This window comes from Paraburkholderia lebeckiae (genome assembly GCF_050436225.1).
In the GTDB taxonomy this organism is placed as follows: domain Bacteria; phylum Pseudomonadota; class Gammaproteobacteria; order Burkholderiales; family Burkholderiaceae; genus Paraburkholderia; species Paraburkholderia tuberum.
Genome location: NZ_JBNDLU010000002.1, coordinates 2,704,386 through 2,730,257, shown reverse-complemented (window position 1 = coordinate 2,730,257; position 25,872 = coordinate 2,704,386). Strand labels below are relative to the sequence as shown.

The 25,872-nt window shown below is 59.1% G+C and carries 22 protein-coding genes and 4 pseudogenes; 13 read left to right on the top strand and 13 right to left on the bottom strand.

Going from position 1 to position 25,872, the window contains the following annotated elements; genetic code table 11:
• Window positions 1–461 precede the first annotated feature (461 nt).
• On the bottom strand, window positions 462–1,583 hold the full coding sequence (locus OKW45_RS27170; protein WP_429472152.1) for a Gfo/Idh/MocA family protein: 1,122 nt from the start codon (window positions 1,581–1,583) through the stop codon (window positions 462–464).
• Window positions 1,584–1,672: 89 nt separating this feature from the next.
• Complete coding sequence (locus tag OKW45_RS27165) at window positions 1,673–2,638, bottom strand: sugar ABC transporter substrate-binding protein (protein WP_429472150.1); 966 nt, start codon at window positions 2,636–2,638, stop codon at window positions 1,673–1,675.
• 314 nt (window positions 2,639–2,952) lie between these two features.
• Between OKW45_RS27165 and OKW45_RS27160 the strand changes: the two genes are divergently transcribed.
• Together OKW45_RS27160 and OKW45_RS27155 are read left to right on the top strand one after the other, a co-directional pair.
• A complete protein-coding gene (locus tag OKW45_RS27160; RefSeq protein ID WP_429472148.1) occupies window positions 2,953–3,858 on the top strand; it encodes a sugar phosphate isomerase/epimerase family protein in 906 nt (301 codons plus the stop codon).
• 154 nt (window positions 3,859–4,012) lie between these two features.
• A complete protein-coding gene (locus OKW45_RS27155) occupies window positions 4,013–4,312 on the top strand; it encodes a putative quinol monooxygenase (protein WP_429472146.1) in 300 nt (99 codons plus the stop codon).
• A gap of 106 nt (window positions 4,313–4,418) precedes the next feature.
• On the opposite strand, the pseudogene OKW45_RS27150 reads toward OKW45_RS27155, so the two are convergent.
• The 3 genes and pseudogenes from OKW45_RS27150 to OKW45_RS27140 all read right to left on the bottom strand — a co-directional run bounded on the left by OKW45_RS27150 (window position 4,419) and on the right by OKW45_RS27140 (window position 6,496).
• A pseudogene (locus OKW45_RS27150) lies at window positions 4,419–4,730 on the bottom strand (acylphosphatase).
• A 105-nt stretch (window positions 4,731–4,835) separates the two neighbouring features.
• Entirely contained in the window at window positions 4,836–5,534 is a 699-nt protein-coding gene (locus OKW45_RS27145; protein ID WP_429472144.1) for an SDR family NAD(P)-dependent oxidoreductase, read from the bottom strand.
• A gap of 77 nt (window positions 5,535–5,611) precedes the next feature.
• Entirely contained in the window at window positions 5,612–6,496 is an 885-nt protein-coding gene (locus OKW45_RS27140) for an SDR family oxidoreductase (RefSeq protein WP_018419002.1), read from the bottom strand.
• Between the two features lie 139 nt (window positions 6,497–6,635).
• On the opposite strand from OKW45_RS27140, the gene OKW45_RS27135 reads away from it, so the two are divergent.
• Window positions 6,636–6,851, top strand: coding sequence for a hypothetical protein (locus tag OKW45_RS27135; RefSeq protein WP_275426071.1), 216 nt, complete (start codon window positions 6,636–6,638; stop codon window positions 6,849–6,851).
• A 915-nt stretch (window positions 6,852–7,766) separates the two neighbouring features.
• Here OKW45_RS27135 and OKW45_RS27130 read toward each other — a convergent pair.
• Window positions 7,767–8,162 (bottom strand): fasciclin domain-containing protein, encoded by a 396-nt coding sequence (locus OKW45_RS27130; RefSeq protein WP_239499021.1) that lies wholly within the window; start codon window positions 8,160–8,162, stop codon window positions 7,767–7,769.
• Window positions 8,163–9,231: 1,069 nt separating this feature from the next.
• Between OKW45_RS27130 and OKW45_RS27125 the strand changes: the two genes are divergently transcribed.
• Together OKW45_RS27125 and OKW45_RS27120 are read left to right on the top strand one after the other, a co-directional pair.
• Entirely contained in the window at window positions 9,232–9,489 is a 258-nt protein-coding gene (locus tag OKW45_RS27125; protein ID WP_026225546.1) for a DUF4148 domain-containing protein, read from the top strand.
• A 369-nt stretch (window positions 9,490–9,858) separates the two neighbouring features.
• Window positions 9,859–10,038, top strand: coding sequence for a DUF2934 domain-containing protein (locus OKW45_RS27120; protein ID WP_429472142.1), 180 nt, complete (start codon window positions 9,859–9,861; stop codon window positions 10,036–10,038).
• 312 nt (window positions 10,039–10,350) lie between these two features.
• On the opposite strand, the gene OKW45_RS27115 is transcribed toward OKW45_RS27120, so the two are convergent.
• Both OKW45_RS27115 and OKW45_RS27110 read right to left on the bottom strand, forming a co-directional pair.
• Window positions 10,351–10,779, bottom strand: a complete 429-nt coding sequence (locus OKW45_RS27115) for a hypothetical protein (RefSeq protein ID WP_429472140.1) — start codon at window positions 10,777–10,779, stop codon at window positions 10,351–10,353.
• Between the two features lie 1,125 nt (window positions 10,780–11,904).
• Window positions 11,905–12,105: pseudogene (locus OKW45_RS27110) on the bottom strand (HU family DNA-binding protein); the annotation flags it as partial.
• Between the two features lie 128 nt (window positions 12,106–12,233).
• Between OKW45_RS27110 and OKW45_RS27105 the strand changes: the two are divergent.
• The 4 genes from OKW45_RS27105 (at window position 12,234) to OKW45_RS27090 (ending at window position 18,182) form a co-directional block, all read left to right on the top strand.
• Window positions 12,234–12,473 carry a hypothetical protein gene (locus tag OKW45_RS27105; protein WP_018419007.1) on the top strand — a complete coding sequence of 80 codons (240 nt, stop codon included), beginning with the start codon at window positions 12,234–12,236 and terminating at the stop codon, window positions 12,471–12,473.
• Window positions 12,474–13,160: 687 nt separating this feature from the next.
• Complete coding sequence (locus OKW45_RS27100) at window positions 13,161–15,038, top strand: potassium transporter Kup (RefSeq protein WP_018419009.1); 1,878 nt, start codon at window positions 13,161–13,163, stop codon at window positions 15,036–15,038.
• Window positions 15,039–15,351: 313 nt separating this feature from the next.
• Window positions 15,352–15,576, top strand: coding sequence for a dodecin family protein (locus OKW45_RS27095; RefSeq protein ID WP_018419010.1), 225 nt, complete (start codon window positions 15,352–15,354; stop codon window positions 15,574–15,576).
• Between the two features lie 2,387 nt (window positions 15,577–17,963).
• Entirely contained in the window at window positions 17,964–18,182 is a 219-nt protein-coding gene (locus OKW45_RS27090) for a hypothetical protein (protein ID WP_429472138.1), read from the top strand.
• Between the two features lie 948 nt (window positions 18,183–19,130).
• Here the strand turns inward: OKW45_RS27090 and OKW45_RS27085 are convergent.
• Both OKW45_RS27085 and OKW45_RS27080 read right to left on the bottom strand, forming a co-directional pair.
• Window positions 19,131–19,586: a hypothetical protein gene (locus OKW45_RS27085; RefSeq protein WP_018419019.1), complete on the bottom strand. Its 456-nt coding sequence runs from the start codon at window positions 19,584–19,586 to the stop codon at window positions 19,131–19,133.
• 419 nt (window positions 19,587–20,005) lie between these two features.
• Window positions 20,006–20,437, bottom strand: a pseudogene (locus OKW45_RS27080) (PRC-barrel domain-containing protein); the annotation flags it as partial.
• A 415-nt stretch (window positions 20,438–20,852) separates the two neighbouring features.
• Here OKW45_RS27080 and OKW45_RS27075 point away from each other — a divergent pair.
• On the top strand, window positions 20,853–21,155 hold the full coding sequence (locus tag OKW45_RS27075; protein WP_429472136.1) for a hypothetical protein: 303 nt from the start codon (window positions 20,853–20,855) through the stop codon (window positions 21,153–21,155).
• Window positions 21,156–21,390: 235 nt separating this feature from the next.
• On the opposite strand, the gene OKW45_RS27070 is transcribed toward OKW45_RS27075, so the two are convergent.
• Window positions 21,391–21,570 (bottom strand): DUF2934 domain-containing protein, encoded by a 180-nt coding sequence (locus tag OKW45_RS27070; RefSeq protein WP_429472134.1) that lies wholly within the window; start codon window positions 21,568–21,570, stop codon window positions 21,391–21,393.
• A 303-nt stretch (window positions 21,571–21,873) separates the two neighbouring features.
• Window positions 21,874–22,074, bottom strand: a pseudogene (locus tag OKW45_RS27065) (cold-shock protein); the annotation flags it as partial.
• A gap of 80 nt (window positions 22,075–22,154) precedes the next feature.
• Between OKW45_RS27065 and hfq the strand changes: the two are divergent.
• The gene (gene hfq / locus OKW45_RS27060) at window positions 22,155–22,436 is read left to right on the top strand and encodes an RNA chaperone Hfq (RefSeq protein WP_429473369.1); all 282 of its coding nucleotides are present in this window, start codon (window positions 22,155–22,157) and stop codon (window positions 22,434–22,436) included.
• A gap of 23 nt (window positions 22,437–22,459) precedes the next feature.
• Here the strand turns inward: hfq and OKW45_RS27055 are convergent, their stop codons facing one another.
• A complete protein-coding gene (locus tag OKW45_RS27055) occupies window positions 22,460–22,723 on the bottom strand; it encodes a helix-turn-helix domain-containing protein (RefSeq protein WP_429472132.1) in 264 nt (87 codons plus the stop codon).
• A gap of 697 nt (window positions 22,724–23,420) precedes the next feature.
• On the opposite strand from OKW45_RS27055, the gene istA reads away from it, so the two are divergent.
• Together istA and istB are read left to right on the top strand one after the other, a co-directional pair.
• A complete protein-coding gene (gene istA / locus OKW45_RS27050; protein WP_429472120.1) occupies window positions 23,421–24,920 on the top strand; it encodes an IS21 family transposase in 1,500 nt (499 codons plus the stop codon).
• Entirely contained in the window at window positions 24,917–25,732 is an 816-nt protein-coding gene (istB, locus tag OKW45_RS27045; protein ID WP_429470884.1) for an IS21-like element helper ATPase IstB, read from the top strand. Before istA ends, istB begins: the two co-directional genes overlap by 4 nt.
• Window positions 25,733–25,872 lie beyond the last annotated feature (140 nt).

The following is a 25,872-nucleotide window of genomic DNA, read 5'->3' as shown; positions in this document are numbered from 1 at the left end:
CTCCATACGCGGACACTCTTCGGTCGTCCGCTGCCACGGGTTGATGCCCCGTCACCGTCACCTGGCTCATCCGCGTGATTGCTCACACTGGGTGACACATACATTTCGAATAGCGAAGGCTTGCATCGAAGCTGAAGCGGATGCTTGCCAAGGCTCGCGACGAACCATGGGGCGCTTCCGCATCAGTGATGCTGCTGTTGGTCGAGGAGGGAGAGGAGTTCGCAAGGAATCGCTGCGTGCGCAGGAATGCATGTCGTCTCCAGCAGAAACTCGCTTCAGCGGCTTCGTTATCGTTGAGACACAGGTTATTCGTTCGCCAGGAAAAGAAAAATGCGTGACCGCGAAATGATATTTCCAGTCACCGGAAATATCGGCGTCCGGCGGGAGTCGTAAAAAAACGCGCGGAAGTCAGGACGTGACGCCTGCCAAACCGCGCGTTAACCTTGGAGCCTGCTGGTCTTTTACGGAGAGACTCGCTGTGCCTCGGCCGAAGACCGGATGGCGGCGTCAACAATCCGTTGAATTTCCCACGCTTCCCGGAAGTCCGGGAAAGTAGGCGTCCCATGTTCGATTGCCGCGATGAACTCCGCCATCTCAATAGTTTTCAAATCGTTGAAACCCAGTTGGTGCCCGCCAGCTACCGTGAAGTTTTCGTAGGGAGGATGAACCGGGCCGGCTTCAATTCGGGTGAATCCCGATGTGCGAGGGTCGCCGCCGGCCTTGAAATATCGAAGCTCATTGAAGCGCTCCTGGGAAAAGCACAGCGCACCCTTTGTTCCATAAATCTCGAACTCAAGCTGCATCTTGCGGCCGGTTGCGGTCCAGTTCGCTTCGATTGAGCCTGAACACCCACGGTCGAAGGTCATCATCAATCTTGCAATGTCATCGACCTTGACCTCCCGGCGCTCGGGCGAACCAACTGACGCCGGGCGCGTCTTGTTGACGGTCTCGAGTTGTGCGTTCACGTGGGTAATCGGACCAAGAAGGAATCGCGACATTCCGACAATGTGGTTGCCGATTTCAGCCAGCGCGCCAGCCCCGTTTTGAGGGTCGACTCGCCAGCTGTAGGGAATCTCGGGGTCGGCCATGTAGTCTTCCGCATGGATGCCGCGAAAGCTTGTGATTTCGCCCAGTTCGCCAGACGCAATCATCTCTTGCGCCAGTTTGAGAATGGGATTCTTGATGTAGTTGTAACCCACTTGCGTGACGACGTTCGCGGACTCGGCCGCCCTCATCATCTCGTGAGCGTCGGATGCGGACGGCGCAATCGGCTTCTCGCAATGCACATGCTTCCCAGCAGCGATTGCGGCCAATGCCATCTCCCGATGCAAACTGCATGGCGTCGTGATTGAGACGACTTGAACGTTACGGTCGTCAAGGAGCGTACGCCAGTCGCACGTCGCACGCTCGAAGCCAAATTGCTCTGCCGCTTGCCTCGCACCTGCCTCGCTTACATCGGCGACCGCCACCAGTCGCGGCTTCAACGAGTTAGAGAAAGCATTCGGCACCGCCCGGTACGCGAGGGCATGTGCTTTTCCCATAAAACCAGTTCCAATCACCGCCACGCCAATCTCTCGTCTCATTCTTGTCTCCGTTTCAAAGCGAAAGCGACCCCGCAGGGTCGCAGTTACATCCTGCCGGCTACGCAGTAACTGGGTAGCCGACGCGCGACCTACTTCTTCTGGGAATAGCAGACGTTGATGGTGGCCTTGGTAGCCGCCGGGTTCGGCAGGTACTGCACGGCTTGCGGCGCCTTGCCGGACGCCAGTTCCTTCGCGGCTTTCGCGGCATAGGCACCATCGTCAAAAGGAGATTGCTCGACGGTGGCGTACGCCTTTCCAGCCAAGATAGCCTCAACCGCGCCGGAGTCGCACCCATGTCCGACGATGACGAGCTTCGAAGGGTCGAGTCCGAGTCGCTGCGCGGCAGTCACAGCGCCGCGAAGTTGAGAGTCGTTCTCGGTGTAGACGCCTTTCACGTCTTTGAACTGCGTGAAGAGTGCCGAAGCTGCGGCTTCCGCCTTCACGGCATCCCAGTCGGCCGGCTGCGAGCCAACGACTTCGATGCCGGGTGCGTTCTTCTTGAGGCCATCGACGAAGCCCTGATAGCGCTGGACTTGGGGCGGCGTGCCCATCGGCCCGTTGATGACGATAACCTTGCCCTTATCGCCGTATCCCTTTTCCTTGAAGCCCTGAATCATCGTCTTCGCCGCGACCTCGCCGTTGCTGATGTCGTTCGGGCCCGTGAAAACCTTCCAGTACCGCGAGTACTTTTGGTCTGGCATCGAGTTGGAGATGACGAGCGGGATTTTCGCCTGGTCAATCTTGCGAATCGACGGGACCATTGCGCTCGAATCCACCGGTACAAGGACGATGACATCGGGCTTCTGCGCGAGCGTCTGGTCGACCTGGGTTGCCTGCTCATTCGGGTCGTAGTTGGTGACCTTCACATCGAGCTTGATGCCTTGTGCCGCAGCTTCCTTTTCGAAGCCTTTGACGTAGAGCGCCCAGTATTCAACGCTCTGCGTCGGCATGAGCAAAGCGACGCGCGGCTGGTCCGCGGCTTGGGCGCCATTGCCGAAAGCGCTGGCGATAGCGCTGAGAATGAGGCAAGAAATAACGGATTTGCGGATGTTCATGCTGTGTCTCCTGAAGGGCCCTGAGATGGATGAGCCGGGTTTTAGTGTTCTCGAGGAGGCACAGTAAGGCTTGCTATGCGAAAGAAAAATGCGACAGAACGAAAAGTTATTTCCACTCACCGGAAAAATTAACGCGCCTGAACTGCGGTAGACCCACGGCCTTTGAACAATCAAGCGGCGCGCCACTTTTTCTGACCCCCGACAAGCCCGCCAAGTCGCCGGAGGCGGCACTGTAGATTTTTATTCTTCGGTGAGGCGATTTCAGGGCTGTTTATCCGTCGCCGTTTCTACGTAATAGTTCGGACATAGTCTTCATGCGATACCCGCGTCGGGCTTGTCGCTACTTCCTTCACGAGGGTTACATGTCCAAATCTAAGGTCGAACTTGTTGCTGCTTACTTCACTCTGTCTGGCGACGTTTTTCCGTTTGGTCCGACCGAAATCAGCCCCTTCAGCTTCAAGGACCGCGTTGAAGCGGCAGCGAAAGCGGGTTGGGATGGTATCGGTCTGATTCACTCGGACATCTACGCTACCGCCGACAAGATTGGCTTCCGCGAGATGCGCCAAATCCTCGAAGCTAATGGCATCAAGCACGTTGAGTTCGAGTTCCTGGTCGACTGGTATCAAACTGGCGAGCGCCGCCGCACGTCGGACAGCATGCGGTACTACTACCTCAAGGCTGCAGAAGAACTCCGCGCGCGTATCGTGAAAGTCGGCCCGGGCATCGGCGAAGAGACCGCAAACGTCCCGCTCATGGTCGACGAGTTCGGCAAGTTGGCCGATGACGCGGAGAAGCGAGGTACGCAAGTCATGCTGGAAATCATGCCCTTCAGTAACGTGCGTACGATTGAAACCGGTAAAGCCATTGTCGAAGGGGCGAACAAGGCGAACGCTGGCCTGCTGCTCGACATCTGGCACCTGAGTCGCGGCAATGTCGACTTCAAGGAAATTGCCACAATCAAGCCGGAATTCATCAAGGGCATCGAACTCGACGACGCGGACCGCTACGCAATCGAGCCGTTGTGGATGGACACCTGCCACAAACGCCGCTTGCCTGGCGAAGGCGTACTCGACGTGCGCGGCTTCATCAAGGCAGTCCAGGCGACCGGCTTCGATGGTCCGTGGGGCGTGGAAATCCTGTCCGAAGTTGAGCGCAAGCTGCCGCTAGAAGAGATGGCCGCGCGGGCGTATAACGCGACGATTCGCCAGTTCGAGAACTAAGCGTCAATAGGACCCAGCTGTGAACGGCCGCGAACGAGCAAACGCGGCCGTCACCTTAGGACTTCCACTCGTCGAATGCTCCACAAGTTGACCTTCCAGAGACATTCGCGCTCGCCAGTCATACCCTGCGTAGCAAACATTAAGGACACGCCAAATGCTGTCTCTCTACGTACGTTTCAAGCTTTACCCCTCGACCAGGTCACTGTTCGTGCCACATCTTGCGGAGCTCATGAAGACGATGGCCGAAGAACCAGCTTTCGTCAGTGCGGTGCTCAGCGAAGACCCGGAGGCACCGGACGAACTGGTTCTATTCGAAGTTTGGAACGGCACCCGAGACGAATGGCTCAGCGAGCAGCCCGAGAAGCCATATCGGGCCATCTATGACGACGCGACGAAGGACTTCATTGCCGACAAGGAAGTTCGCTTTCTTTTTCCCGTGCTCCTTCAAAACTAACGTAGGCCACAGTCCGACCGCCGCAGAAAGTGGGGCGCAGCATCGGCGGGCAGCTGTAGAACTCGGCGTACACAGCGTCGAGCAATTTCGCGAAACTCGCTCGCCACTACAGCGTGGACAATCGCTCAAAGTGGTCTAAGCGGGCAAACGCCGGCTGAACCCCGGTCACCTCAAGCTCGTCGACAAGCGCTACAGACATCCCGCCGCTCAACCAGGCGCACATTTTCGGCAAGCTGCACGGGATGAGCCCTGCAGCATCGTTTCTACCGAACCGTCCATCCGGTTGCGCACCCAGCCGGAGACGCCGAGCGCTTGAGCCCGGCGTACGCACGCTATCCCGATAGCCGATGCCCTGTACCTGACCGCGTACTCGAACGAGCCGAGTCTCAGGCATCCCATCTTCGTCGTCAGCGTCCATGCGAAGTCCTTGAAAGAATGGCGAGGTGTATCTCACTGTTTCTTCAGGGAGACCACGGCTGGCATAGCGGCCAACTTCGCAGCGTTGTGAGGCGAGCGGTGTTTCCTAAAATCTCTCCACCCATGGTCGGAGTTCCACCTCCCACGTCCACGCGCTGCGGTGCTGACGATGAACGTGAAGGTATTCCCGCGCTATCGCGTCAGGGTTCAACCATTTGTCGTCCGTCCCGCCATCGTCTGATTGTGCCCAGCTACTGGCAATGCCGCCGTCAATCACAAAATGCGCAACGTGGAGATTCCTTGGGGCAAGCTCTCGCGCCATACACTGGGCCATTCCCCGCAGGGCGAATTTTCCCATGGCAAACGGTGTCGAACCGGCTAGCCCTTTCACACTTGCCGTAGCACCGGTCAGCAGGATGGTGCCGTGGCCGCGGGCCAGCATGCGCACGGCTGCGGCTTGCGCGACGAGAAAGCCGCCGAATGCAGTGACCCTAAGGGCGGCTTCAAGTCTCTCTGCCTCGATGGCTTCAACTGCCGTGCGATAGCGGCCACTCGCGTTGTAGACAACGAGGTCGGGGACGTCAAAGGCGCGTTCTACCTGGTCAAAGAGTGCTGCAACCTCGTCCGCTCGACTAGCGTCGCAACTCAAGGCGAGAGCGCCCGTCTCGTCGACGAGGTTTGTCAACTTGCCGGTGTCGCGGGCAGCGAGTACAACCTGCATGCCCTCTGCCGCAAACAGGCGAGCAAGGGAGGCGCTTAATCCCTTGCCTGCGCCCACAATCACCGCTGTCTCAGTTCGATTCATGGTTCCTCCGGATTCAACAGGGACTAGAGTAGCTACGTATGCCGTGCCGTCAGTCCGTTTCCGCACATCCTAGCTATTTAGCGGAGGGGACTGCGGGATGGACGTTTCGTCATATTGTCCGCCGGCAACATGCCCGGCAGGGCCTCCACAAAGAAATCTGCTTGCAATGCAGCCCCAGCCTGCACGTCGTACTGTGCAAAGTCGCGCACACCCGCTGCCAGCAGAACCTCGTCGTCGAGGAAGAGGTTTCCCGAACACTCCCTGGCTTGGCGCGTCAGGATATAGTGGGCCGCGTCGGCAACTATCTCAGGCTTGCGACACGCTGCAATCATGTCCTTTCCACCAATCTCATTTCGCACAGCCGCGGTCGCGATAGCTGTTCGCGGCCACAGCGAATTGACTGCGACACCTCGGTCTTTGAACTCCCCGGCAAGCGCTAAGGTGAACAGGCTCATCGTGTATTTTGCAATGGTGTATGCCGGAAAGTCGCTAAACCATTTTGCGTCGTGGACCAACGGAGGTGACAGCGTGAGGATGTGCGGGTTCGGCGAATTGAGGAGATGCGGCAGGCACGCTTGCGCGCACACGAACGTGCCTCTGCCATTGACCCCATGCATCAGGTCGTACCGTTTGACGGGTGTGTCTAGCGTGCCAGTCAGTCGAATGGCGCTGGCATTGTTCACGAGGATATCGATGCCACCGAACAACCCAACGGTCTCGGCAACCGCGGCTTTCACGCGTTCTTCGTCGCGAATATCCACAACAAGCGGGAGCGCCGTGCCGCCAGCGGCTTCAACAGCCGCCGCTGCCGTATAAATCGTGCCCTCGAGACGCGGGTCCCGGTCGCCGGTCTTCGCCGCAATCACGATATTGGCTCCGTCACGTGCGGCTCTGAGTGCAATGGCGAGTCCGATGCCGCGACTGCCACCAGACATGAATATGGTCTTGCCGGCAAGGGTCATGGTCGTCTCCTGAACACTCCCTGTAGCATACGCTGCTGCCGTCATCACGCCGTTGCCGATGTAGACGTTACGCGTGAAGGGGATGGCGTACGTTACTCCTCTCGTCGTGAGTCGCAGACGCTGAACCCGTCTTTCGCGCGTGGCTTCCTTCGCTTGTGTTTTGTGTGGTGCAACTGCCGCCCTTGCCAAGCGCAAGATGCTGCCAGCACGCTATGAGGCACATCGCGCAGACTCGTTGCCCGCGGCAGGAATAAGTATTGGCGTGGTACGCGGACGACTTGACGCCAGTGCTAACCGTGACTCGCAGCGACCCTGCAGATTGGTGAGCGAGTCCACGTCGCCGACGACTTTCTGACGGCGTCGGATTCATCGTGAAAGCCGACATGACCGGCGGGGGGCTGCCGGCCAGAATGCGCGTTTCGGCTTTACCTGGTCCGGCGAGCCACCCGTACAGCCCCAGCCGCTCCCTCCTGTCATGTACCCGCCAGCAGTGAGCGGGACAGGAGAACTGTATGAAACGCGCCAGCCTTTTACTGGCAGCGGGCACTACTGCCCTGTTTTTGCCGGCATAACATCGTCGTCCGGCGACATACTATGCATGCCTGTATCGGTCGAGCCAGTGTTCTTTGTCATTTTGCCCGGTCTCGCGTTCCACGGGCTCGAGACAGGCTCGCTGTGGTATGTCATCCCTGCTGTTGCGGCACCGTGAGCACCGCCGCCCCCACTTCCACCGTTCCCATTCCCTCCACCCTGCGCAAACGTCGCGCTCGAGGCGCAGAGTGAGACGACAGCGACGCACGCCAGCACGACTTTCCGCGTTACCTTTTCCATCACATTGCTCCTGCGATTTCGGCGCGTGCTGTAGCCGCGTCGAAGTTTCATGCACCGCTAACGCCTGACCGTTGGATGACTGATTGCGCAGCGGCGAAGCGCAAGCAGCCGCTCGGGCCAGAACAGGGCAGACAGTTGCCTTATCCGGACGCCAGGCATGCAGATAAGTCGTGGTTCGGCGCCGAAAATGACAGAGCCGGGCTGGATTCGAACAGTTGACCGTGCGCGCCGGTCCTGCTGCTTCGGCGTCGGTATCTTGTCGACCATCACGACTTCGCCGTTACCCTGGATGACGTCGTAGGCCGAGATGTCTGCCGTGTGCCCCCGCAGCGTCCAATAGCACGATGTTGTGTGGTCCGTCCGGGGACGTGAGCGTCTCGCCGTTCACGGTTTTAAGTTCCACCTTGCCGTCACCTTCCCTGATGGGCTGGTCGAGCTTCTAAAAATCGTAACGCCCCGGGATAACGGGACAGGGAAGGATACAGGTCAGCATCGGCTTGTTTTCTGGTTTGATGAGGCTGTCGACCGTGGCCGGCGGCAATGCTGCAAATGCTTCATTGGCCGGTGCGAAAACGATAAGGCGCGCAACACGCTTGTGCGTACCCACGAGGCCTACTGCCTTAACTGCGACGACGGGCGTGGTGTGGTCCGTCGAATTTATCGCGATGTCCACAATGCCTTCAACGGGATACGTCGCCGCACCGTCCGCCGTGACGGTATCGCTAGCCGCGAAAACCCGGACCCTGCGGCTGACAACGCGGCAGCAACGAGAAAAGCGGTGTGTTTCATGAGCGGTTTCCTCATGACGCGACGGATTGCGCTGCGTTGACTGCATATACGGGGGCCTCGGGTAGCTGGATGCGGGGGGTGACAGGTGTGTCGCTGCTTCCGATGGCCGTGCGAGCGACCAGGCGCGACTGTCGCCCCCCTGATTTGCCGATTGTCGATTCCGCTGTCAATCATGACCTTGGCGTTCTATAACATAAACGCAGCAGCGGTCTTATTGGTCAATGGGCGTACAACGTCCTGTCACCGGCGCACTCATTGCGCATACTTCTGCCCCGCCCGGTACCAGCCTCGCGTCATTACCCAGGTAGTCATCGAATAAGTCCGGCTTTGGGCACAAACGGTGCCACAAGCCAACTTCGCATTTGCTCGGCTAAACGGCGTCGGAGACGACGCTGTATGGCATTTGGTGAAGCGAAAGCAGGAATCAGCAAGGAGCGAGAAAAGGTCTAGTGCAACCATCGCGCGCTCGTGGGGATGCCAGTCCCCTGTTATTCCGGGGTCGTGCTATTCGCAACCCGTTGACGAAAAAGAGGTGACGAGATGAAAGTGCAACTTTTAGCTGTAGTCAGTGCAGTATCCCTGCTCACTGCGACCGGCGCCGCCCACTCGCAGCAAATGCAACCGTCGGGCACAACTGACCCGTCGTCTGCCCAGCAGCCCATGACAACTGCCCAGCCGGCCACGACTATGGACCGCACCCCTGACCTGGGATACGGACCCCAGCCCGGCGGAAGCAGCGGCAGCGGCAAAGCCAGAAACGGTGCCTCGTGCACGGTGGGCCTGTCCTGCGATATCTATCAGGGCAGCTAGCACGCCTGAGGTCGCCGATGCCAGCTTGACCCGCATGCGGAAATTTGGATGACCACACCGTAATTGGACAGCGAGTCGTTATTGCTCGAGTCTCGTTTTAAGCGGTAGGTGGGTCAGCCGAGGCCTCAGTGCGACGTTTTTTTGGGCAATTAAGTCAGAGCGCAACCGGGGAGCGTCATGCCGCGGCTTATCGTCCGACCGCTTTGCCCGTGACGGGATAGTCCCAGGAGACCGTATTTGAAATAGCGGTTCTGGTGGTCGGTTCAAAGAAACCAAACCAATCGAACTTTGTGGAGTACATGGATATGAAACCGCTCAAAGTCGCGGCAGCTATCACCGCCGTTCTCGCATTCGGATATGCCCACGCGCAAAATATGGCACCTGCAACGCAGCCCACAAATCCCACCGTGTCTTCGTCAGATTCGCTGGGTGGTGTGCCCGCCACGAGGAGTGACGCTGGCGCTCCAACGGGAAAGACCCGGGCCCAGGTCAAGCAGGAGTTGCTGCAAGCGCGCAAATCGGGCGAACTCGACCGCATAAACGCGGAGTATGGCGGTCAATAAGCACGGTGCCTGCTCGCATTGGTCGGGTTTGAGGCGTCCCATCCCGGGTCGTCAACTTTCATATGCGGTCTGGAAAAGGTCAGGGATGCTGCGCGACAATGCGGACGATGGGCGCGAAAGCGAAAACCCGGATGCGAGGCGGTGCTGTTGGACGTGTACCCAGCAATCTGCACGGTCAGGCTCGCGGTTAGGGAGCGTTACGCGGCAGGTTGCCGGGAGCGCAGGATAGCGTCCGGAACGCTTTCATATGTTCGCCGACTTTGAGTTGGTCTGTTCTTTCGTTCGCTCTTGCTCGCCTTCTGCCATCGAAAGGGTCGCTGTGCAAATTGATGAGTAGCTGGTCGTGGGGAACCTACCAGGAGGCATGCAATGGATAACGATTCGCGGGAAGAGAAGATTCGTGCAAGGGCCTACGAGCTCTGGGAAAAAGACGGCAGCCCGGAGGGACGCGCCGACGAGTATTGGGAACAAGCGCGGTTTCAGATAGATGAGGAAGAATCAGAAGCCGACGACAACGGAGACGGCCCGAAGGGCCGGCTGCCAGGGTGACGAAAACCGGCTAGCGCTGAGGAGTAGCCACGCCGTTGAGTGCGTGGCCGAGCCATAACCCAGGCCACTACATTCCTCTTGCTGGCGAACTGCACGGCGGCGCGGTGCTCGCGTGGTGTTCCTTCGTTGCCGCTTCGTGCGACCGCGATGACAGTCCAAGCTGGCGCCGCCTGTACCCAAGCTTCGCGTGACGCGGAATCTCGGCGCTCGCTGAGGAATAGCCGACATAGAGTTCCTCACTAAGGGTCCTGGTGACCTACAGGTATAGCGAGGGCTGTCTCCGACAGACTCAAAAATGCTCGGCGTTGAGAATCAGTTTTCCGTGGACCCGTCGAGGTTGAAGGGGGCACCACCTGCGTGCTGCTCGAACCAAAGGAGGGCATCTTCCGAGCCGAGAAACCTGACGCGCTCTCGTGCAGCTTTCAGCGTCTTCACTTGGTCCTTGATGTCCGACGGCGGGTTGCCATAGGCGTTCAGAATTGCCTTGCCCGCAAATACGCGTTCATAAGGTACACCGTCCCTGGTCAAGGTGACCATGAACAAGCCACGCGAAAGGGGCTCGTTTGTCAGGCTGTCGTCCGCAGTAATCACCTCGACAGAGGCATCCGGGTCAGTCGCCTCCGACCATAGCGGCGAGCCGCTCGCCGTATCAGTGCCTATCAGTTCAGCGGCTCGCGCGTAGCCATCCGGGACACTTGTCACAGTCTCGCGCAGTGGGTCGATGAGAAAAGATACGTCCATTGGCTCCTCCTGTGCGGAAAACCTGTTTCGGGGCAACGTCGGTGTTCACCGATAATACACGACGCCCGCTGGCAGGAGGCTAAGCGGCTGAGCGGCGTACTTTGGCAAAACGACGCGGTAACCTCAGGGGGAGGGAACAAGCAGATTTGCTGTCGACGCCAAAATGATTTTGACCCACATGCCGACAGCGGATTGGCCTACCTGCATCAAACCAAGACTCCAGCATCGATGCGTCGCGGCCCAATCTAACTGGTCGTCCGCATTACGGCATGCGGGTCAAGCTGGCATTGGCGACAACAGTCCGGCCAGCGCGTGTCTCGCCTTGAGCTGCAAGACACATCGGATTTGAGCCAGTGTCATGGGTCACAGCGTGCTAACGGGCCGACCTGACCGTTGCCTTGAGAGGCTCGGCAAAAAGCGGTCGTGCAGCCATCGTGCTTTTCGTCCATCTAACTCAACATGTTGGCCGTTTGCCGCGCTACCAGACAACTGAACGTGACCAGCAAAATTCGTTCTCAAAAACACAGCCGCCCGGCAATGTCGCCTTTATTGCGCACGCTGACTTACAGCCACGCTTCGCTTGAGCCTGTGACGCAGGCGATGCTTCTGCAGTGCTACATCGCACTGGATGCTTTCCCACGGGGAATCGGCACAAGCCACACTTATGCATATCAACGCCGAAGCGCACGCAGGAGGCGGGTGGCGTGTCTGCGATGCAGATTACTTGCCTTTATCCACCGCTCTTGCTGTATTCGGTGAACAACTCAACGCTGCTTCCCTCAACGACATCACGAAAGCTCAGGCCCGGATGGTTGAGGGTCTTCCTAGTTCGGAGCGGGCGACGCGACAGGTTAAAGAGCTGGCCTGAAGGCTTTTCATCGCCAGGCTTGCCGCTGTCGAATGACGTCGCACCGTAGTGAGGCTTTCGGCCCGGACGAGAAGTGTCGTGCGTCATACTCACGCGCGAGCTGGTCCTTCAGAAGGAAATGGCGGGCGCTCAACCAGAACCGGTTCACTCACAAAACGACGCGCTATCCAATTGCTACGCCGACGTCGTGCGTCGCAAATCAAAACGCCCCCCGGATTTTGGTCGCGAGGGGCGCTATCACGTCGGAACACTTTCGCTTACAGTGCGGCGTCCTTCAGCTTCTTCAGCGGCCGCACTTTCAGACGCATTGAAGCAGGTTTCGCGGCGAACCACTTGTCTTCACCCGTGAACGGGTCCTTGCCGAAGCGCTTCTTCGTGGCGGGCACGCCCTGAGCCACAACCTTCAGCAGACCGGGCAGTGTGAACTCCTTCGCGCCCTTCTTGTGGACCGATGTCAATCAAGTCGAACGAGTGTGCAAGTCATCGAGCGTCTGATTGATGCCCGGTGATTTGCTGCAACGCACCTACCGCATCGCGACCATCATGCTAGGATTTCTGCGTACAACGCAGGCGTCAGGAGGGTGGCATGGACGGCTTCGTCAGGCATCAGATAGAAGGTGCGTCCGTCGACATCGACGTGATACCGGCTACGCCACGTGGCTACTGCGCGCGCTTTCGCATTTTCCGTGACGCGTCTGATAACCCGGAGTGGCACAGGGTGTATGTGTCGGGCAGTGTGTTCGATACGGCCGAGCAAGCGGAGGAAGCGGCCAGGTCGATGGCGCTCGAACGGGTGCTGGCGGGGGCGGCTAAGCCGCACCCATGAAAAATGCCGACCAACGGTCGGCAATTGAGTCTCTTGCGGTCCAGGACACGCTCTCGGCGGGGGACGCCGACGCCATACGCACGGCGCGCAGGTGCTACGAAATCGGAGGTGGTGACCAGTTTGTCAGCGCGGCGGGAACGCTCATTCCCCCGGTGTCCCCAAGAGGCACGCCTGCTGTTTTGTCAGTCACCTACGGACGACGCGTATCCGTCCGCGCCCGAAGCGTGCCCGGGACCAGGCTCGTGCCGGTCTGGGCCGTCACGGAAAGTGACGGCTGAGCTGCGACCAGTTGTCGAATGGAATTCAATTGAGATGCGAGCTCTTGTTTGTACCAGTCCGGAGCCGTATTGCTAATAAAGGGCTCCCGAGAAGACCTCCATCACCGCCATGAGTTATCAGCAAGCCAACGTCTTGCTTTAGAGTGCGCATACTTCCATGCAGCGTCCTGCCAACCCGAATGCATAGACTTGCGCGAACTTCGCGGCTACGGATTCGGAGCGGGCAAGAATGGCACCCGCCTATAATGACTATCACAAGGTGGGAAGCGCCGTCGCGGCGAACTGCCGGAACGTAAGCGGAGGTCGGTTGCGGTCGGATGCGATGCGACGGTTGCAGAAGTTGTAGTGAGCTGGAGCAGCAGTTTGCTCCGCAGTTACATGCTTTGAGGCTCAACAATGAGGCGGCGTCGTGACTACAGACTCCAATAAAAGTAGCATTGCTGCGCTGACGCTGGCTGCCATTGGAATTGTGTACGGCGACATTGGAACCAGTCCGCTTTACACAATGAAGGAGGTATTCGCGAAACATCACGGTCTTTCGCTTGTCCCTGTCAATGTGCTGGGGGTGGTCTCGCTGATTTTGTGGGGCCTCATAATCGTGATTTCGCTCAAGTACGTAACTCTTGTTTTGCGGGCGGACAACCGAGGGGAAGGCGGCATTATGGCGATGACCGCGTTAGCGCTATCGTCGGTCACTCAGAAATCCCGTTGGTACTATCCGGTGATGCTGCTTGGCATGGTCGGCGCAGGGCTGTTTTTCGGCGACGGTGTGATTACGCCAGCCATTTCAGTCTTGTCGGCCATTGAAGGGTTGGAAGTGGCCGCGCCGGCTCTTAAGCCGTATGTTATCTCTGTGACATTGGCCGTTCTGGTTGCACTGTACTTGTTGCAGCGCAGGGGCACAGCCGGTATCGGAAAATGGTTCGGCCCGATTGTGCTGGTCTGGTTCATTACGCTTGCTGCGATGGGCGTTGCTAATATCGCTAAGAACCCGGTCATTCTGATTGCCTTCAATCCGCTCCACGCCCTCGGCTTTCTCATCCACAACGGGTGGTTGGCCTTCGTCGCCCTCGGTGCGGTTGTCCTGGCGCTCACCGGTGCGGAAGCGCTGTATGCTGATATGGGCCATTTTGGCAAGAAGACAGTTCGCTTGGCCTGGTTCTCTATCGTCGCTCCCGCGCTGGCACTCAATTACCTCGGGCAAGGCGCCTTGTTGTTATCGAATCCGGCAGCGGTTTCGAATCCTTTCTTTCTGCAACTTGGCCCTTGGAGCGTTTATCCGCTCGTAGTGCTCTCGACGATGGCGACCGTTATCGCATCGCAGGCGACAATCTCTGGTGCATTTTCAGTGACTCAGCAAGCTATTGCGCTGGGCTTCCTGCCCCGTATGCGCATCCGCCAGACCTCTGAAAGTCAAAAGGGGCAAATCTACATCCCACTCGTCAATTGGCTCCAGCTCACGGCTGTCATATTGGCCGTTGTGGGATTCGGCTCGTCTTCCAATCTGGCTTCGGCCTATGGCATTGCTGCGACCGCTACGATGTTGACGACGACGCTGCTGACGTTCTTCGTTGTTCGTTTCGGCTGGAAATTTCCGCTGTTGCTGTCGGTCGCAGCGACCGGATTCTTTTTGATGATTGACGTCGCTTTGTTCTCTTCCACGAGTTTGAAAATCATTAGCGGCGGCTGGTTTACTCTAACAATCAGTGCGCTGATGGTCATGCTCATGCTGACGTGGCGAAGGGGGCGCGAACTGGTATTCCAAAGCCTCCAACGCCAACTCATCCCTCTCGACGACTTCCTCCAGTCGCTCTTCATCAATCCACCGCTACGCGTGCCTGGTACGGCCGTCTTCTTCCGTGCAGAAGGTGACGGCGTACCCCATGCGCTGTTGCATAACCTACTGCATAACCAAGTGCTGCATGAACGAACGATATTTTTGACTGTGTACGCCACCGACATCCCCAGAGTTCCGGATAGGGAACGCATCAAGGTGGTCCCGCTTGGACACAACTGCTATCAAGTCAACGTCTACTATGGGTTCTCGGATGAGCGCGACATACCGCGCGCTTTGCAAAAAGGTCGGCATGCTGGACTCTCGATTAACCCGATGCAAACCTCCTTCTTTATCGCCCGCCAGACAGTCCTCGCCACGCCGAAAGCCGGCATGGCGCTATGGCGGGAGGCCTTGTATTCCGCGATGTCTCGCAACGCTCGCGACGCGGCTGATTACTTCAAGATTCCGCCCAATCGGGTCATCGAACTGGGAGCGCAGGTAGAGATTTGAAGGGTAATGCCGACTCGAGCGAAGAGTTTCGGCTCCGTCCTTGGCAACATCACGTTGGGAAAAGTGGCGATAGTTGCCTGTACAGCGCTCGGAACGAGGCCAATCGCTCCACGAGCATTGAGCGCCGGCCTTCGTTAGGAACAAACGCCTGCGATATAGGTGACGGGCGCACAACATCCGAAAAATCTCCACCGGCTGCTAACCAGCCGAGACGCGCGGCTCCGAGGGCAGCGACGACGGTTCGCACGTCGGGGCCTATGATGAAATGACCGAGGTGGGGAATCGCGCCTCCTAACCGAGAGGAGTGGAAATCATGGCCACGCAGGACACTGAATGCAGCGTTTACAGCGTCACAGAGATTATCGGCACCAGCCCGAACTCCTGGGAAGATGCCGCGAAGAATGCTGTGGAACTCGCTGCGAATTCACTACGAGATTTGCGCGTTGCCGAAGTCTGCAAGCTCGACATGAGGGTCGATGGCGGCAAAGTCGTCGAGTATCGCGCACGCGTATCTTTGTCATTCAAGTACGAAGCCTGAGGGGCGGCTCGCAGCGGCGGCGCGCACTGCTTTGTGCGAAGAAAAACGCGCAGGAATAGGCGAGCGGAACGCGTGTGATTGGGTAATCGACAAGCGGAGATATGTTTGAGCAGAACAGGGCGCGGCCCGCACGCCATCGCTGCTGCTATCGTGGTCGGCGGGATTGCACTTCAAGCCGGCTAGGTCGCGTAGCATCTCCCGGACAATCCGCCCGCCGAATATTGCATCCGCACAAACTACGTCCTATTGTCACTTTCGGGCAGTTGCTCGCAGCCCTCCAAGGTGTGTTTCTGGCAGCCCGTTCGTTGAACGGGCTTTTTTTGCGTTGCCGCGAGCCGCCGCCCCTTCAACTGCGATTCGATTGGCTGTGAGGCGGTGTTGCACAACATGTGGGCGAATCCGCCGGCTTCCGTTGTTCGTCGTTGCTGTCTCTCATCTATGCCGGTCGCCGCCACGATACGGATTTCCGACCAACGCGGCTTGGATGGCAGTAGCGTAAAAAGCCTAGACATGCGCCAAGTCTCCAAACCCTCAAGCTCATGATTGAAAACGGGAAGCCGCGCGCGGCTAATCGACATTCGGTTTTGCAGGAGCGACGACTTCCGGCTCGTCCGGAAAGCACGCGACGACCCGGCATATGGCGGTGCCCTCGTCGTTACCGTGAGCGGTGCATGGCCGGATGCGACGCCTACGAGGCAAGACTTCCCGGATTCGACGGCCTGTGCCGCAGGCCATGTCAGGTATGGCGTTTGGCTGATGTTCTTGCGAGCAGGGATTCTCCCCAAGGCGATAGCCCGCGCGGCTGATGCACAGCCAATGACCATCGTTCCTGCGTGGGATTCGCACCGGTCGACACGGGCTGCCGGTGCACAGTTTCCGTATCCTTCTTTGAGGGCAGCACCGGTAACTTCGATGATAACGAATCGCCGGCTGGCAATGGGTGTAACTCGCGCACATGGGTCAATGCAGTTCTGCGAGATTTCAGTTTTTGCTCTGCCTGAAGACATTGTCAAGAAACGTCTTGACTGCTTCTTAAACCGAAGAATTAAATCGACATAAAAAGATGTAATGTCGTTAGGATACCTATTGACATAACTTTGCAAGCTCAACCTCCACGCAGCGCACGACTGGCTACTCCGCGCTGACTCACCTTACGCCAATATGGACCCAACAGCCGCCGTGCTGTCTGGTTCCGGGCCGGCGGATGCACTGGTTCGCGCGTTGGCCCACGGTTCGCTAATTGTGGCGACGTATGGCGCGGAGGATGTGTTGCGTGATGCGAGCGCCGCCTTCAAACGGGCGTTTCGGCTTGAGGCAGTCGAAGGGTGCCACGACGTTTGCCGACCTGATATTGCGGGGTGCGCGCAACCGTACTGGGCCGGGAATCGATTGTGAAGACCCTCACCGGTTTATCGCCGAAACGCAACTACGACAATGCAGCCAGCCTGGGCACGGTTTTTACGACGGACACTGTCTTCTTCGATATTGGCGCGAACGCGCCTGCAGATTTTTGCCGCACTGATGGAAAGTTCCTTGACGCCGGCAACTTTCGAATGACGGTCAGGAACTCGTGCAGTGCGACCCTCAACGGCGTAGCGGGAATCAACAGCCAGTCCACAGGTATGTGCTACTGCGACTCAACGGCGTCGGCTCGCGCTTGCGCAATTTCCACCCGGTGCTGCTCGTCATACGTGTCGAACAACTGTGAGCATAACCGGGACAGTAATGCGAGGTCCATGGCCTGGTCTGCGTGTTCGACCTCTCCTGCATTAAGCACGTCATCGAGAACCGGCGCAAGACGGCGCAATCGGAGCGCATCCTCATCTGGCCAGTCTCAAGAGGTTGCTTACGCTTGACCTGCCGGGCTTTTGAGTATCCTGAGCGAACTGCAACTATTTTATAATGTCTCTTCCATCGACCATCGTAGCATTTCGACGCTGACCTCGTACTGTCGCATCGGTCGTGGTCCTGTCGCTTAACTGACCTGAGGAGCGAGTTAGCCGCAGCGATAGTGCTGATATCCGCGCGCGCACCAATCGCGCCTATTCCAGTAACGATGTCCGTCCCAACACCCGTCACCATTCCAGCCGATGACTTATTCAGGGCCCGCGATGACTCGCGCTGGCGCGTACGGGCGGGCTGCTCATAGACGGCAGAGGTAGCGGTGGCGCATACACAGGCGGGCGCCACATGAACGGCTGCCGGAAACCCGATAGTTTGTCCCACATCGCCGTGAGCCACCGCTGCCCCTGAAAGTGCAAGCGCGGTGGCTCCAAGGCCTAATGAAAGCGTCAGGTGTCTCGCTTAAACCTTGCCGAGTGCTGCATTCGAGCTGCATTAGCGTGCGGTGAGTGTGCAGGAGAGGGGACTGCCGCGCCAGAGTGCGCATGAACGACCTCAAGGTATTCCAGCGGAACCCGCTCCAGCCGTTCAGGCCGCCGCTCACCATCCACCGGGAATTCGACGCTTACGTGCTTTCCCGTGGGCTCATGCGCTGTGACCTGCCCGACCCGACCTCGAAACCGGCTTGCCGAACGGTCGTCGAGTGCACTCAGGCGAGCAGCAGTGAATATCACGGAAATCTTTTTTCTTATCTGGGACACTAGAAGCTCCTTAATTCCATTGTTCAGAGGATAGGAAACAGGCGTAGGTAACGCAAGGAAAAAAGAGGTGAGGGTGACTTCTGCCTCCGCCGCCAAGGTACCGGGAGCACCAAGCGTTGCTGTAGGCACGGCAAAGCAAAAAAATGACACCGCTGCACGGCAGGCCGCCGCGGAGCGCCAGCTATGCGAAGGGGCGTTGTGAGGGCGGGCATTTTCGGATACGGAATGAGCGTCCGTTGTCTGTTCTATCGCCTACCTGCCGTTGCAAAGCGACGAATCAGCGGCCCTAGGCACGGGCCTTGCAGCACTTCGTTCGTCAGCGGCAGTCGCTTTCAGACATCCCTCTTCGGAGGTGAACCATGAAACTTAACAATAGGACGTTTTGCGCTTCGGCTCTCGTGATGGCGCTGGCGGCAATCACATACGCGCACGCGGGCGGCACTGCTGGCGGGACGTTAAGACCGGGGGTCGGTTCGATGACAGCCCCGAACGACAGTGGATACGGTTCGCCGGATGTCACGCGCGGTGGCGTCGGTGCGATGCAGAGCAGCCCTCCGACCGGACGTTCTAACCGCGGGAAGGCCAATGGTCTGAATATGGGCACCCGTAGCGGCGCGAACAGCGACGTGAACAGACCACGGTACGGCCCAAAAGAAAACAGCCAGTAGTGGTAACAGCGGACTGCACGCGGCGTTAACATCGCGACAGGCTCACTCGACAAGCAACTAGCGCATGCCTGCAGGCTCGGTGAACGCGTGGACCAGTCGACGGCTTCGTCCCGCGGAAGGGTCGTCAAATTTGTCGCCGGTTCGTTTCACGAGACAGACTTCGTCGTTGACGATGATGTCGCCAAGGCTGAGCCGGGGCGCGCTGGTTGACCTTGAGTCTGGCAGAAACGTCGCGACGGCATCGGTCAGGTCGTCGGCTTTGGTTCGGGACAAGGCCCGCCCTTCAGCTCGCCGGGCGCATCCCGCTCCGCGGGCGAAGCGACCCCGACTGGACGTCGTGCAACGGCTCGGCCCACGCGTCCCTTCTCAGCTGGGGAAGCCCGGTCCCAAACCACTTCACCTTCTTCTGCATGTGAGCGACGTACGCCTTCCAGCCGTCAGGGTTGCCGTCAAAGAGGTCATGCTGAACGGTTGACGCGAGCGCATTGCGGTTGAGTTCAGTATCGAGCAGCTCCTTTGGCCACAGGAAGAACGCACTAGCGACGCGTGCGCTGACCTCGCCCACTGTCATCTTCCGCGCAAGTGCGCGGAGGAACTCAAAGTCCTGTAACAAATCCTGTTCCTTCGCAAGCTCCACTACCAGCGCATCCGGCCGACCAGTCCCGGCTAAACAGCTCAAAACTTCGAGCATGTCCCCGAGGTGCAGCAGCGGTTCGCGTCGGTCAAATCGGTCGTCCACTGCAGCTATCTCCTCTCGTTGCGTGCCTGGCTGGAAACGGTCTGTTCCGGCGCAACACCGCGCCCCGGCGACTCCTGTCCCGGCGCGTCTTCGTCGACCAATGAGTCATCGTCCTCTGACTGCAGGACAGGGGGAGCGCTGTCAGGCACCGGTGAGCTAGAGGCGTTCGGGGCGTCGCCTGGCTGCTCATCGTTGGCATCGTCGCGGCGCACGTCGCGCGTCTGTCTCTTTCGTCGATTCGTCATGGTGTCCTCCGTGAGGGAGGCAACGACCCGATGTACCGGGTCTGCCTGTCCGACTGGCTGACAGGCGGCGGCAGCTTCGCATGCCGCCGACCGCGGACGGAACTCTTAAATGTCGGTTACGTCTCCTTCGCAAACAGCGCGGGGCGCAGACCAGTACGGGTCCCGGTTGCATTAACGATGAACCGTGGTGCTCCATTGCGCGTCCGCCGTGGATGGCCAGTGGTCCTTGTCGAAACCAGGCTCATGTTTGATTTGCTCGGCCGTTATGTCGACTAAGAAGCACTGCTCGTCAGTGTCCAGTGTCAGCGCACTCCACGGAATCGCGTGCAGGAAGCTGCCCATGTTGAGGAAGCCCCCTCACAGCATATGCGACATGGCCGCTGCGCACGTCCAGCATGATGTCGGATATTTTGCCAATCTCTGCTCCGTCCGACGAGACCACCTTGTTGCCATCCAGAGTCGACGCTGCATCACCTCCGGCCCCGGCCCTGCACCCGCTCCACCGCCGGCGATGTTCGCACCGGAACCGCCCGTCCGCGACGGTATTTTGGGGTCGGGGATTGTCCGCTCCTGAAAAGGGGATGCCCCGAAGCTCGCAACGCGCATGCCACGGCGAAAGCCCTTTTTGCGCACGACATGCCGTGACTGTGACGTCAGCCGGCTCGTGGGAGGCGGTCGGCGCCCAGATTCACAGGGCAAGCTTGCCGGCAGATTTGCAGCCGTCTGCAGTACCGGTGGTGAACAATGTCCGCCCGTGAAATGACGTGCGGCATGTAGCGGCGTAATTCCTCGTCAGCGCCCGCCGATTCTGCAGACGCTGTGTTGACCGCCTTGAAAACGCGAGCGCGCTGGGAACCTCCCCGGGTGCTGCGCGCGCGATAGCTGGGCTGTTACCCGTTCAACGATGAAATCAAGGACCTTATGCCAAGGCCAGAAGCGGCACGGGAAATGCGGCAACCAGGACGACGGGCTGCACCGACCTGGGTCGCAGCCGGTCGCTCTGCATACGGAGGAGTCCATCATGCGAGTCGCGACGAAAGGAATCCTGCTTGCTTCGGCGTTTATGTTGAGTTTGTCCGGCGCCGTCTGCGCGCAGGGTGCGGGAACAGGGGGTGGAGGGGGCGCCGGTGCAGGCCAGGGTGGCACCGGAATGGGAACGCCGAATGCAAGCGGCGCTACGGAGTCACCATCTGGCGCGTCTGGCGCAAACACCATGGGTAAGTCGGGGGAGATGTCGCAGAAACAGATGAAGCCGAAAATGGAGAAGAAGGGGGGAATGAGTGCGCCCGCCTCTGACGGCAGCGGAATGAAGAAGACTTACTGAGAAGGGTGTCGCTGCGGAGGCACGCTGTTTAACCTGCCAGGCCAGCCTCGCGGTCGGGAGCGTGGTACCGGCAGGACACCAGCGACGCTGGATAGCGTCCGGAACGTCGGGTGGTCTGCGCAAAGCGACAACGAAGAGGCTCGTTGCGAGCATTGCGCCGCTGTCGCTCGCCTTCAGGTGCAACTCGACCAAGCGGTCTATGGCGGGCTCGTCGTCAGCGCCAGGTCAGTTTTCGTCACAGCGGCAGCCGACCTTTCAGGTCGGCTCCGCTCCCGTCGGCGTCGGATTCTTCCTCTTCTATCTGTGCGCGGGCTTGCTCCCAATACTCGTCGGCGCGACCGTCGGGGCTGCCGTCTTTTTCCCAGAGCTCGTAGGCCCGTACATGAATCTTCCCTTCCCGCGAAACGTTGTCCATTGCTCAATCCTGCAGAGATTTTCGCGAGCAACTACTCGTGAAGTTGCTCCGCGTGCCAGTTTCACAGCGGAAGGTGAAAGCGTCGATGCGGGAGCAGACAGACCCACGCCGACGAACGGGTCGAAGCAATCGGCGTTCGAGTCATGCGTGATGACGCCACCGCGCGCTTCGCATTGACTGCCAATCTCCGCGCTGAGTAGCGGATTCTGCTCTTTCGACAGGCGCTCCTGCTCGACTCCGCCTTGAAAGTACGACGCCTGACGAACCGGCGCCGTAGGTGGCAAAGAGACAGACTATCTCCTGGACTGGTTTGATATTCGCGGTTTGCTTGCCCTTCGGCCCCATCTTCACGCCGAAGCTGACCTTCTGATTCTCTTGCGGCGACTTGGACCCTTCTGCGCTGATTTCCGAAAAATGAGCGAAAAGGTCTTCACCCCTGCCATCCGGCGTGATGAAACCCAAACCCTTCGCAGCATTGAACCACTTTACGGTACCGGTTGCCATCATTGTGTCCAAAATCGAAACGGCTGGCGGCTTCAGGTATCGCCGGTACAATCCAAGGACCTATCGCTGTGACTTCGAACATGACCGGACGCTCAAGCGTACAAGACGATTTTTTGCAGATGCTCCTGAACGACAAGACCACCGTAAACGTGTTCCTCGTGAACGGCATCAGACTGAGCGGTCAACTGGCCGCCTTTGACCAGTTTGTAGTTCTGCTCGAGTCTGGTCCGGGTGTGCAACTTGTTTTCAAACATGCCATTTCGACCGTCCTGCCGGCCAATGGCAGGAGCCAGGCACGTGACCCGACCGAGGTGCCGGTGAGTGGCGACAAGTCGGAGCGCGTGCGAGGCCGTGTCCGATGAGAACTGCCATGACATGCTGTCGCTTACGCTTGACCTGCGCATAGCCAGACGACGTCCACGTCGAGAAGTTCAGACAGGCGCGCGCAATCGGTACTCTTCGGAACGGTAACTCCGGCGCGCCAAAGGGTCACTTCGTGTTCTGGTACGCCGAGTGACCTGGCCACCCGACCGGAGGTCACCTTGGCGCGCTTGATGGTCATGTCCAGTCGTGCAGCGAAGGCCCGCCTGGAGCCGTTGTGTTGGAGAGTGCCTTGCAGATGTACATCAAGATTCAGACGACGATTCATGACGTGCAATGCTCCCTGTAACTCATCGTGACCAAACCTATGTACTCCAGGCTACGAAGGTGTGACACGACTTCGATGTTGATGCTTGGGGTCGAACGTCTTTACTCGGGCTGCATGTCTCGTTCGCGTGAACTTCACTGCACCTGAGCGCCCGTTGCGGCGCGTCTTCCCCGCTCTGCGTTAAGGCTTTAAATGCCCGCTGTAATCGACCCGGATACCGTTTTCCCTATGCCGTACACGGCCAGAAGTCACTCCGCCGCTTTCTTCGAGTGAAGTAGCAGCGCAATGACAACGCTCACAGAGGTAGGTCTGTCGGAAAACCTACCCGAAGGACGGCACCTGTTCGTGCGCCACCGGCGTTGGTCACCCGCGGGTGCCGCAAGTTCCACTGGCGAAATATCTGCTTGCGTGGAAAGGAGCGGCGTGCTGTTCCACGACCTCGTCACACAACGCGATGATGGTCTCCGGCGAAAGCGCCATCGCAATAAGGATGCAGACGCATCCAGCAGGTGGCGCCGGGAGAAAAAACACCCTTCTTTGGGCGGCGACAATGACTACGTCCGGTGTACCGACATTCATCTTGGCCGGTAGTGAGGAGTCGGAGGCGGCGTAGCCGCCGGAGACGACGAACTGCCGGCGGCGCCGGAGCGGCGAGGCTTAGGATGGCTGACTGAACCTAAAAAGAGGCGGTCAGCCCATGTCTGGAAGCCGCATTACCGACCTGCAGGTCCGCCTCTACATGAACCATCGCAAACACCATCCGCAGAAGCTTGCTGCGGCGAAGTCAGGCATGAGCGAGCGCACGGCGCGGCGTGTCGAACACGAAGCCGGGCTACCGTCGCAGCAGCCCCGGCGCTACTGGCGCTCGCGCCCAGATCCGTTCGCCGATGTCTGGGATAGCGAAGTGGTGCCATTGCTACGCGCTGCGCCAAAGCTGAAGGCGATCACCCTGCTGCGCAAATTGCAGGAGGACCATCCCGAACGCTTTCCGGACAGCATGCGGCGCACGTTCGAGCGGCATGTCAGCCAGTGGCGCGCGCTCGAAGGGCCGAACCAGGAAGTGTTCTTCCCTCAAACGTATCAACCAGGCGCGCGAGGCCTGTCGGACTTCACGCACATGGACAAGTTGTGCGTAACGATTGGTGGCATCCCGTTCAACCACCTGCTGTATCACTTCGTGCTGGCGTTCTCGCGCTGGGAATACGCCAGCGTGGTCGATGGTGGCGAGAGCTTCCAGGCGCTCGCGACGGGACTGCAGAACGCGCTTTGGCAGGCCGGCGGCTGCCCACGCGAACACCGTTCCGACAGTCTGTCGGCGGCGTTCAGAAACCTGCAGGAAGAGGAAGACTTCACGGTTCGCTATGCAGCGCTGCTCGAACACTACGGGATGCAAGGCACGCGCAACAACCGTGGCATGGGTCATGAGAATGGCAGCGTCGAATCCTCGCATCGCTATCTGAAGGATCAGGTCGATCAGGCTCTGGAGTTGCGCGGTCACCGCGACTTCGCAGACCGCGCCGCGTACGACGAGTTCGTGCGCGGGGTGGTAATGCACCGCAACCGGCGCAATGCTGCAGCGTTCCAGATCGAGCGCGAACACCTGCTGGATCTGCCTGAGCACCGTACCACCGACTTCGTTGAGGAAGAGGCGCGCGTGACCCGTTGCGGAACCTTCACCGTACGTTGCGTCCTGTACAGCGCGCCGTCGCGGCTGATCGGCCATCGCCTGAAGGTGCGCCTTTACAGTGACCGGCTCGATTGCTATCTGTCCGGCGCGCTCGTGCACAGCACGACGAGGGCCACGCACACCAGCAAGCGGCGCGGTCGCGGCATCGACTACCGGCACTTCATCGATTCGCTCAAACGCAAGCCGCAGGCCTTCAGGGGTCTCGCGTTCCGTGACGATCTGTTTCCGCGTGAAGCCTATCGTCGCACCTGGGAACGGCTGGATCAGGCACTGACGCCGCGTAGCGCCTGCAAGACCATGGTGGGCCTGCTTGAACTCGCCGGGCACCACGGCGTTGAGGCGCAACTGGCCGAGCGGCTCGATGCTTTGCTCGAACTCGGTGAACTGCCCGATCTGAAGGTGTTGTTCGATGAGTTCGCGCCGCGCCAGGCCGAGTGTCCGGTGGTTGTCGTCGAGATGCCGTCCGCCGCGCTTTACGATACGTTGCTCGATGAGGAGGTGCTCGCATGAACGCCGCCTACGATACTGGCCGTATCGCACTTATGCTCAACGAACTGCGCCTGCCAACGATCGGCCGGTTGTGGCCGGACTTCGCTGAACGCTCGGACAAGGAAAGCTGGCAGGCGTCGCGGTTACTCGGTGCATTGCTCGAACATGAACTTGCCGAGCGCGCCAAACGAAGAATCGAACGTCATCGTGCCGAGTCACATCTGGATCCGACCAAGACGCTCGCCACCTTCGACTTCGGTGTTGTGCCTATGGTCTCAAAGGCGCATGTGATGGCGCTGGCCACCGGCGATTCGTGGCTTGAGAAAGGCGCCACGATTCTCCTGTTCGGGCCGCCTGGAGGCGGGAAAAGTCATCTTGGCAGCGCAATCGGACATGCCCTGATCGATGCCGGCTATCGCGTGTTGTTCACCCGGACCGGCGAAATCGTGCAGAAGCTCCAGGTCGCACGTCAAAGTTTGCAACTGCCTTCGGCGCTCGCCAAACTCGACCGGTTCGACCTGATCATCCTGGACGATCTGTCGTATGTGAGGAAGGACCAGGCCGAAACCAGCGTGCTGTTCGAGCTGATCGCCGAAAGATACGAGCGGAAAAGTCTTCTGATAACCGCCAACCAGCCATTCTCCGGCTGGAATGACGTCTTCCCGGACCCCGGCATGACGGTGGCGGCCATCGACCGGCTCGTCCATCACTCGACGATCTTTGAGCTGAATGTCGAAAGCTATCGGCGCCGCACAGCCAGCGACAAACAGAAAGAGCGCCGCCGTCAATTACCCACTGACAACCCGAACGGAGCGACAACCATGCTCCCCTGACGCAGCGACAATCACCTCGGCCGACCGGCCAAGATGTTTGTCGGTAAACCGGACGTCCTGCTTGACGCTATCCACTTCTTCAAGGGTGTCCCGGATAGACAGATTCAATTGGCGCCCTGACCGCCACCGTCCTGTAATTT

Excerpts from the sequence above, each read along its gene's own strand:
- OKW45_RS27090 (WP_429472138.1), top strand. The coding sequence starts at position 17,964 with ATGAACGACCTCAAGGTATTCCAGCGGAACCCGCTCCAGCCGTTCAGG.
- OKW45_RS27160 (WP_429472148.1), top strand. The coding sequence starts at position 2,953 with ATGCGATACCCGCGTCGGGCTTGTCGCTACTTCCTTCACGAGGGTTAC.
- OKW45_RS27115 (WP_429472140.1), bottom strand. The coding sequence starts at position 10,779 with ATGGACGTATCTTTTCTCATCGACCCACTGCGCGAGACTGTGACAAGT.
- istA (WP_429472120.1), top strand. The coding sequence starts at position 23,421 with ATGTCTGGAAGCCGCATTACCGACCTGCAGGTCCGCCTCTACATGAAC.
- OKW45_RS27170 (WP_429472152.1), bottom strand. The coding sequence starts at position 1,583 with ATGAGACGAGAGATTGGCGTGGCGGTGATTGGAACTGGTTTTATGGGA.
- OKW45_RS27120 (WP_429472142.1), top strand. The coding sequence starts at position 9,859 with ATGGATAACGATTCGCGGGAAGAGAAGATTCGTGCAAGGGCCTACGAG.
- OKW45_RS27125 (WP_026225546.1), top strand. The coding sequence starts at position 9,232 with ATGAAACCGCTCAAAGTCGCGGCAGCTATCACCGCCGTTCTCGCATTC.
- OKW45_RS27055 (WP_429472132.1), bottom strand. The coding sequence starts at position 22,723 with ATGAATCGTCGTCTGAATCTTGATGTACATCTGCAAGGCACTCTCCAA.
- OKW45_RS27105 (WP_018419007.1), top strand. The coding sequence starts at position 12,234 with ATGGACGGCTTCGTCAGGCATCAGATAGAAGGTGCGTCCGTCGACATC.
- OKW45_RS27155 (WP_429472146.1), top strand. The coding sequence starts at position 4,013 with ATGCTGTCTCTCTACGTACGTTTCAAGCTTTACCCCTCGACCAGGTCA.
- OKW45_RS27145 (WP_429472144.1), bottom strand. The coding sequence starts at position 5,534 with ATGAATCGAACTGAGACAGCGGTGATTGTGGGCGCAGGCAAGGGATTA.
- OKW45_RS27075 (WP_429472136.1), top strand. The coding sequence starts at position 20,853 with ATGCGAGTCGCGACGAAAGGAATCCTGCTTGCTTCGGCGTTTATGTTG.
- OKW45_RS27165 (WP_429472150.1), bottom strand. The coding sequence starts at position 2,638 with ATGAACATCCGCAAATCCGTTATTTCTTGCCTCATTCTCAGCGCTATC.
- OKW45_RS27130 (WP_239499021.1), bottom strand. The coding sequence starts at position 8,162 with ATGCAGTCAACGCAGCGCAATCCGTCGCGTCATGAGGAAACCGCTCAT.
- hfq (WP_429473369.1), top strand. The coding sequence starts at position 22,155 with ATGACCGGACGCTCAAGCGTACAAGACGATTTTTTGCAGATGCTCCTG.
- OKW45_RS27095 (WP_018419010.1), top strand. The coding sequence starts at position 15,352 with ATGGCCACGCAGGACACTGAATGCAGCGTTTACAGCGTCACAGAGATT.
- istB (WP_429470884.1), top strand. The coding sequence starts at position 24,917 with ATGAACGCCGCCTACGATACTGGCCGTATCGCACTTATGCTCAACGAA.
- OKW45_RS27140 (WP_018419002.1), bottom strand. The coding sequence starts at position 6,496 with ATGACCCTTGCCGGCAAGACCATATTCATGTCTGGTGGCAGTCGCGGC.
- OKW45_RS27070 (WP_429472134.1), bottom strand. The coding sequence starts at position 21,570 with ATGGACAACGTTTCGCGGGAAGGGAAGATTCATGTACGGGCCTACGAG.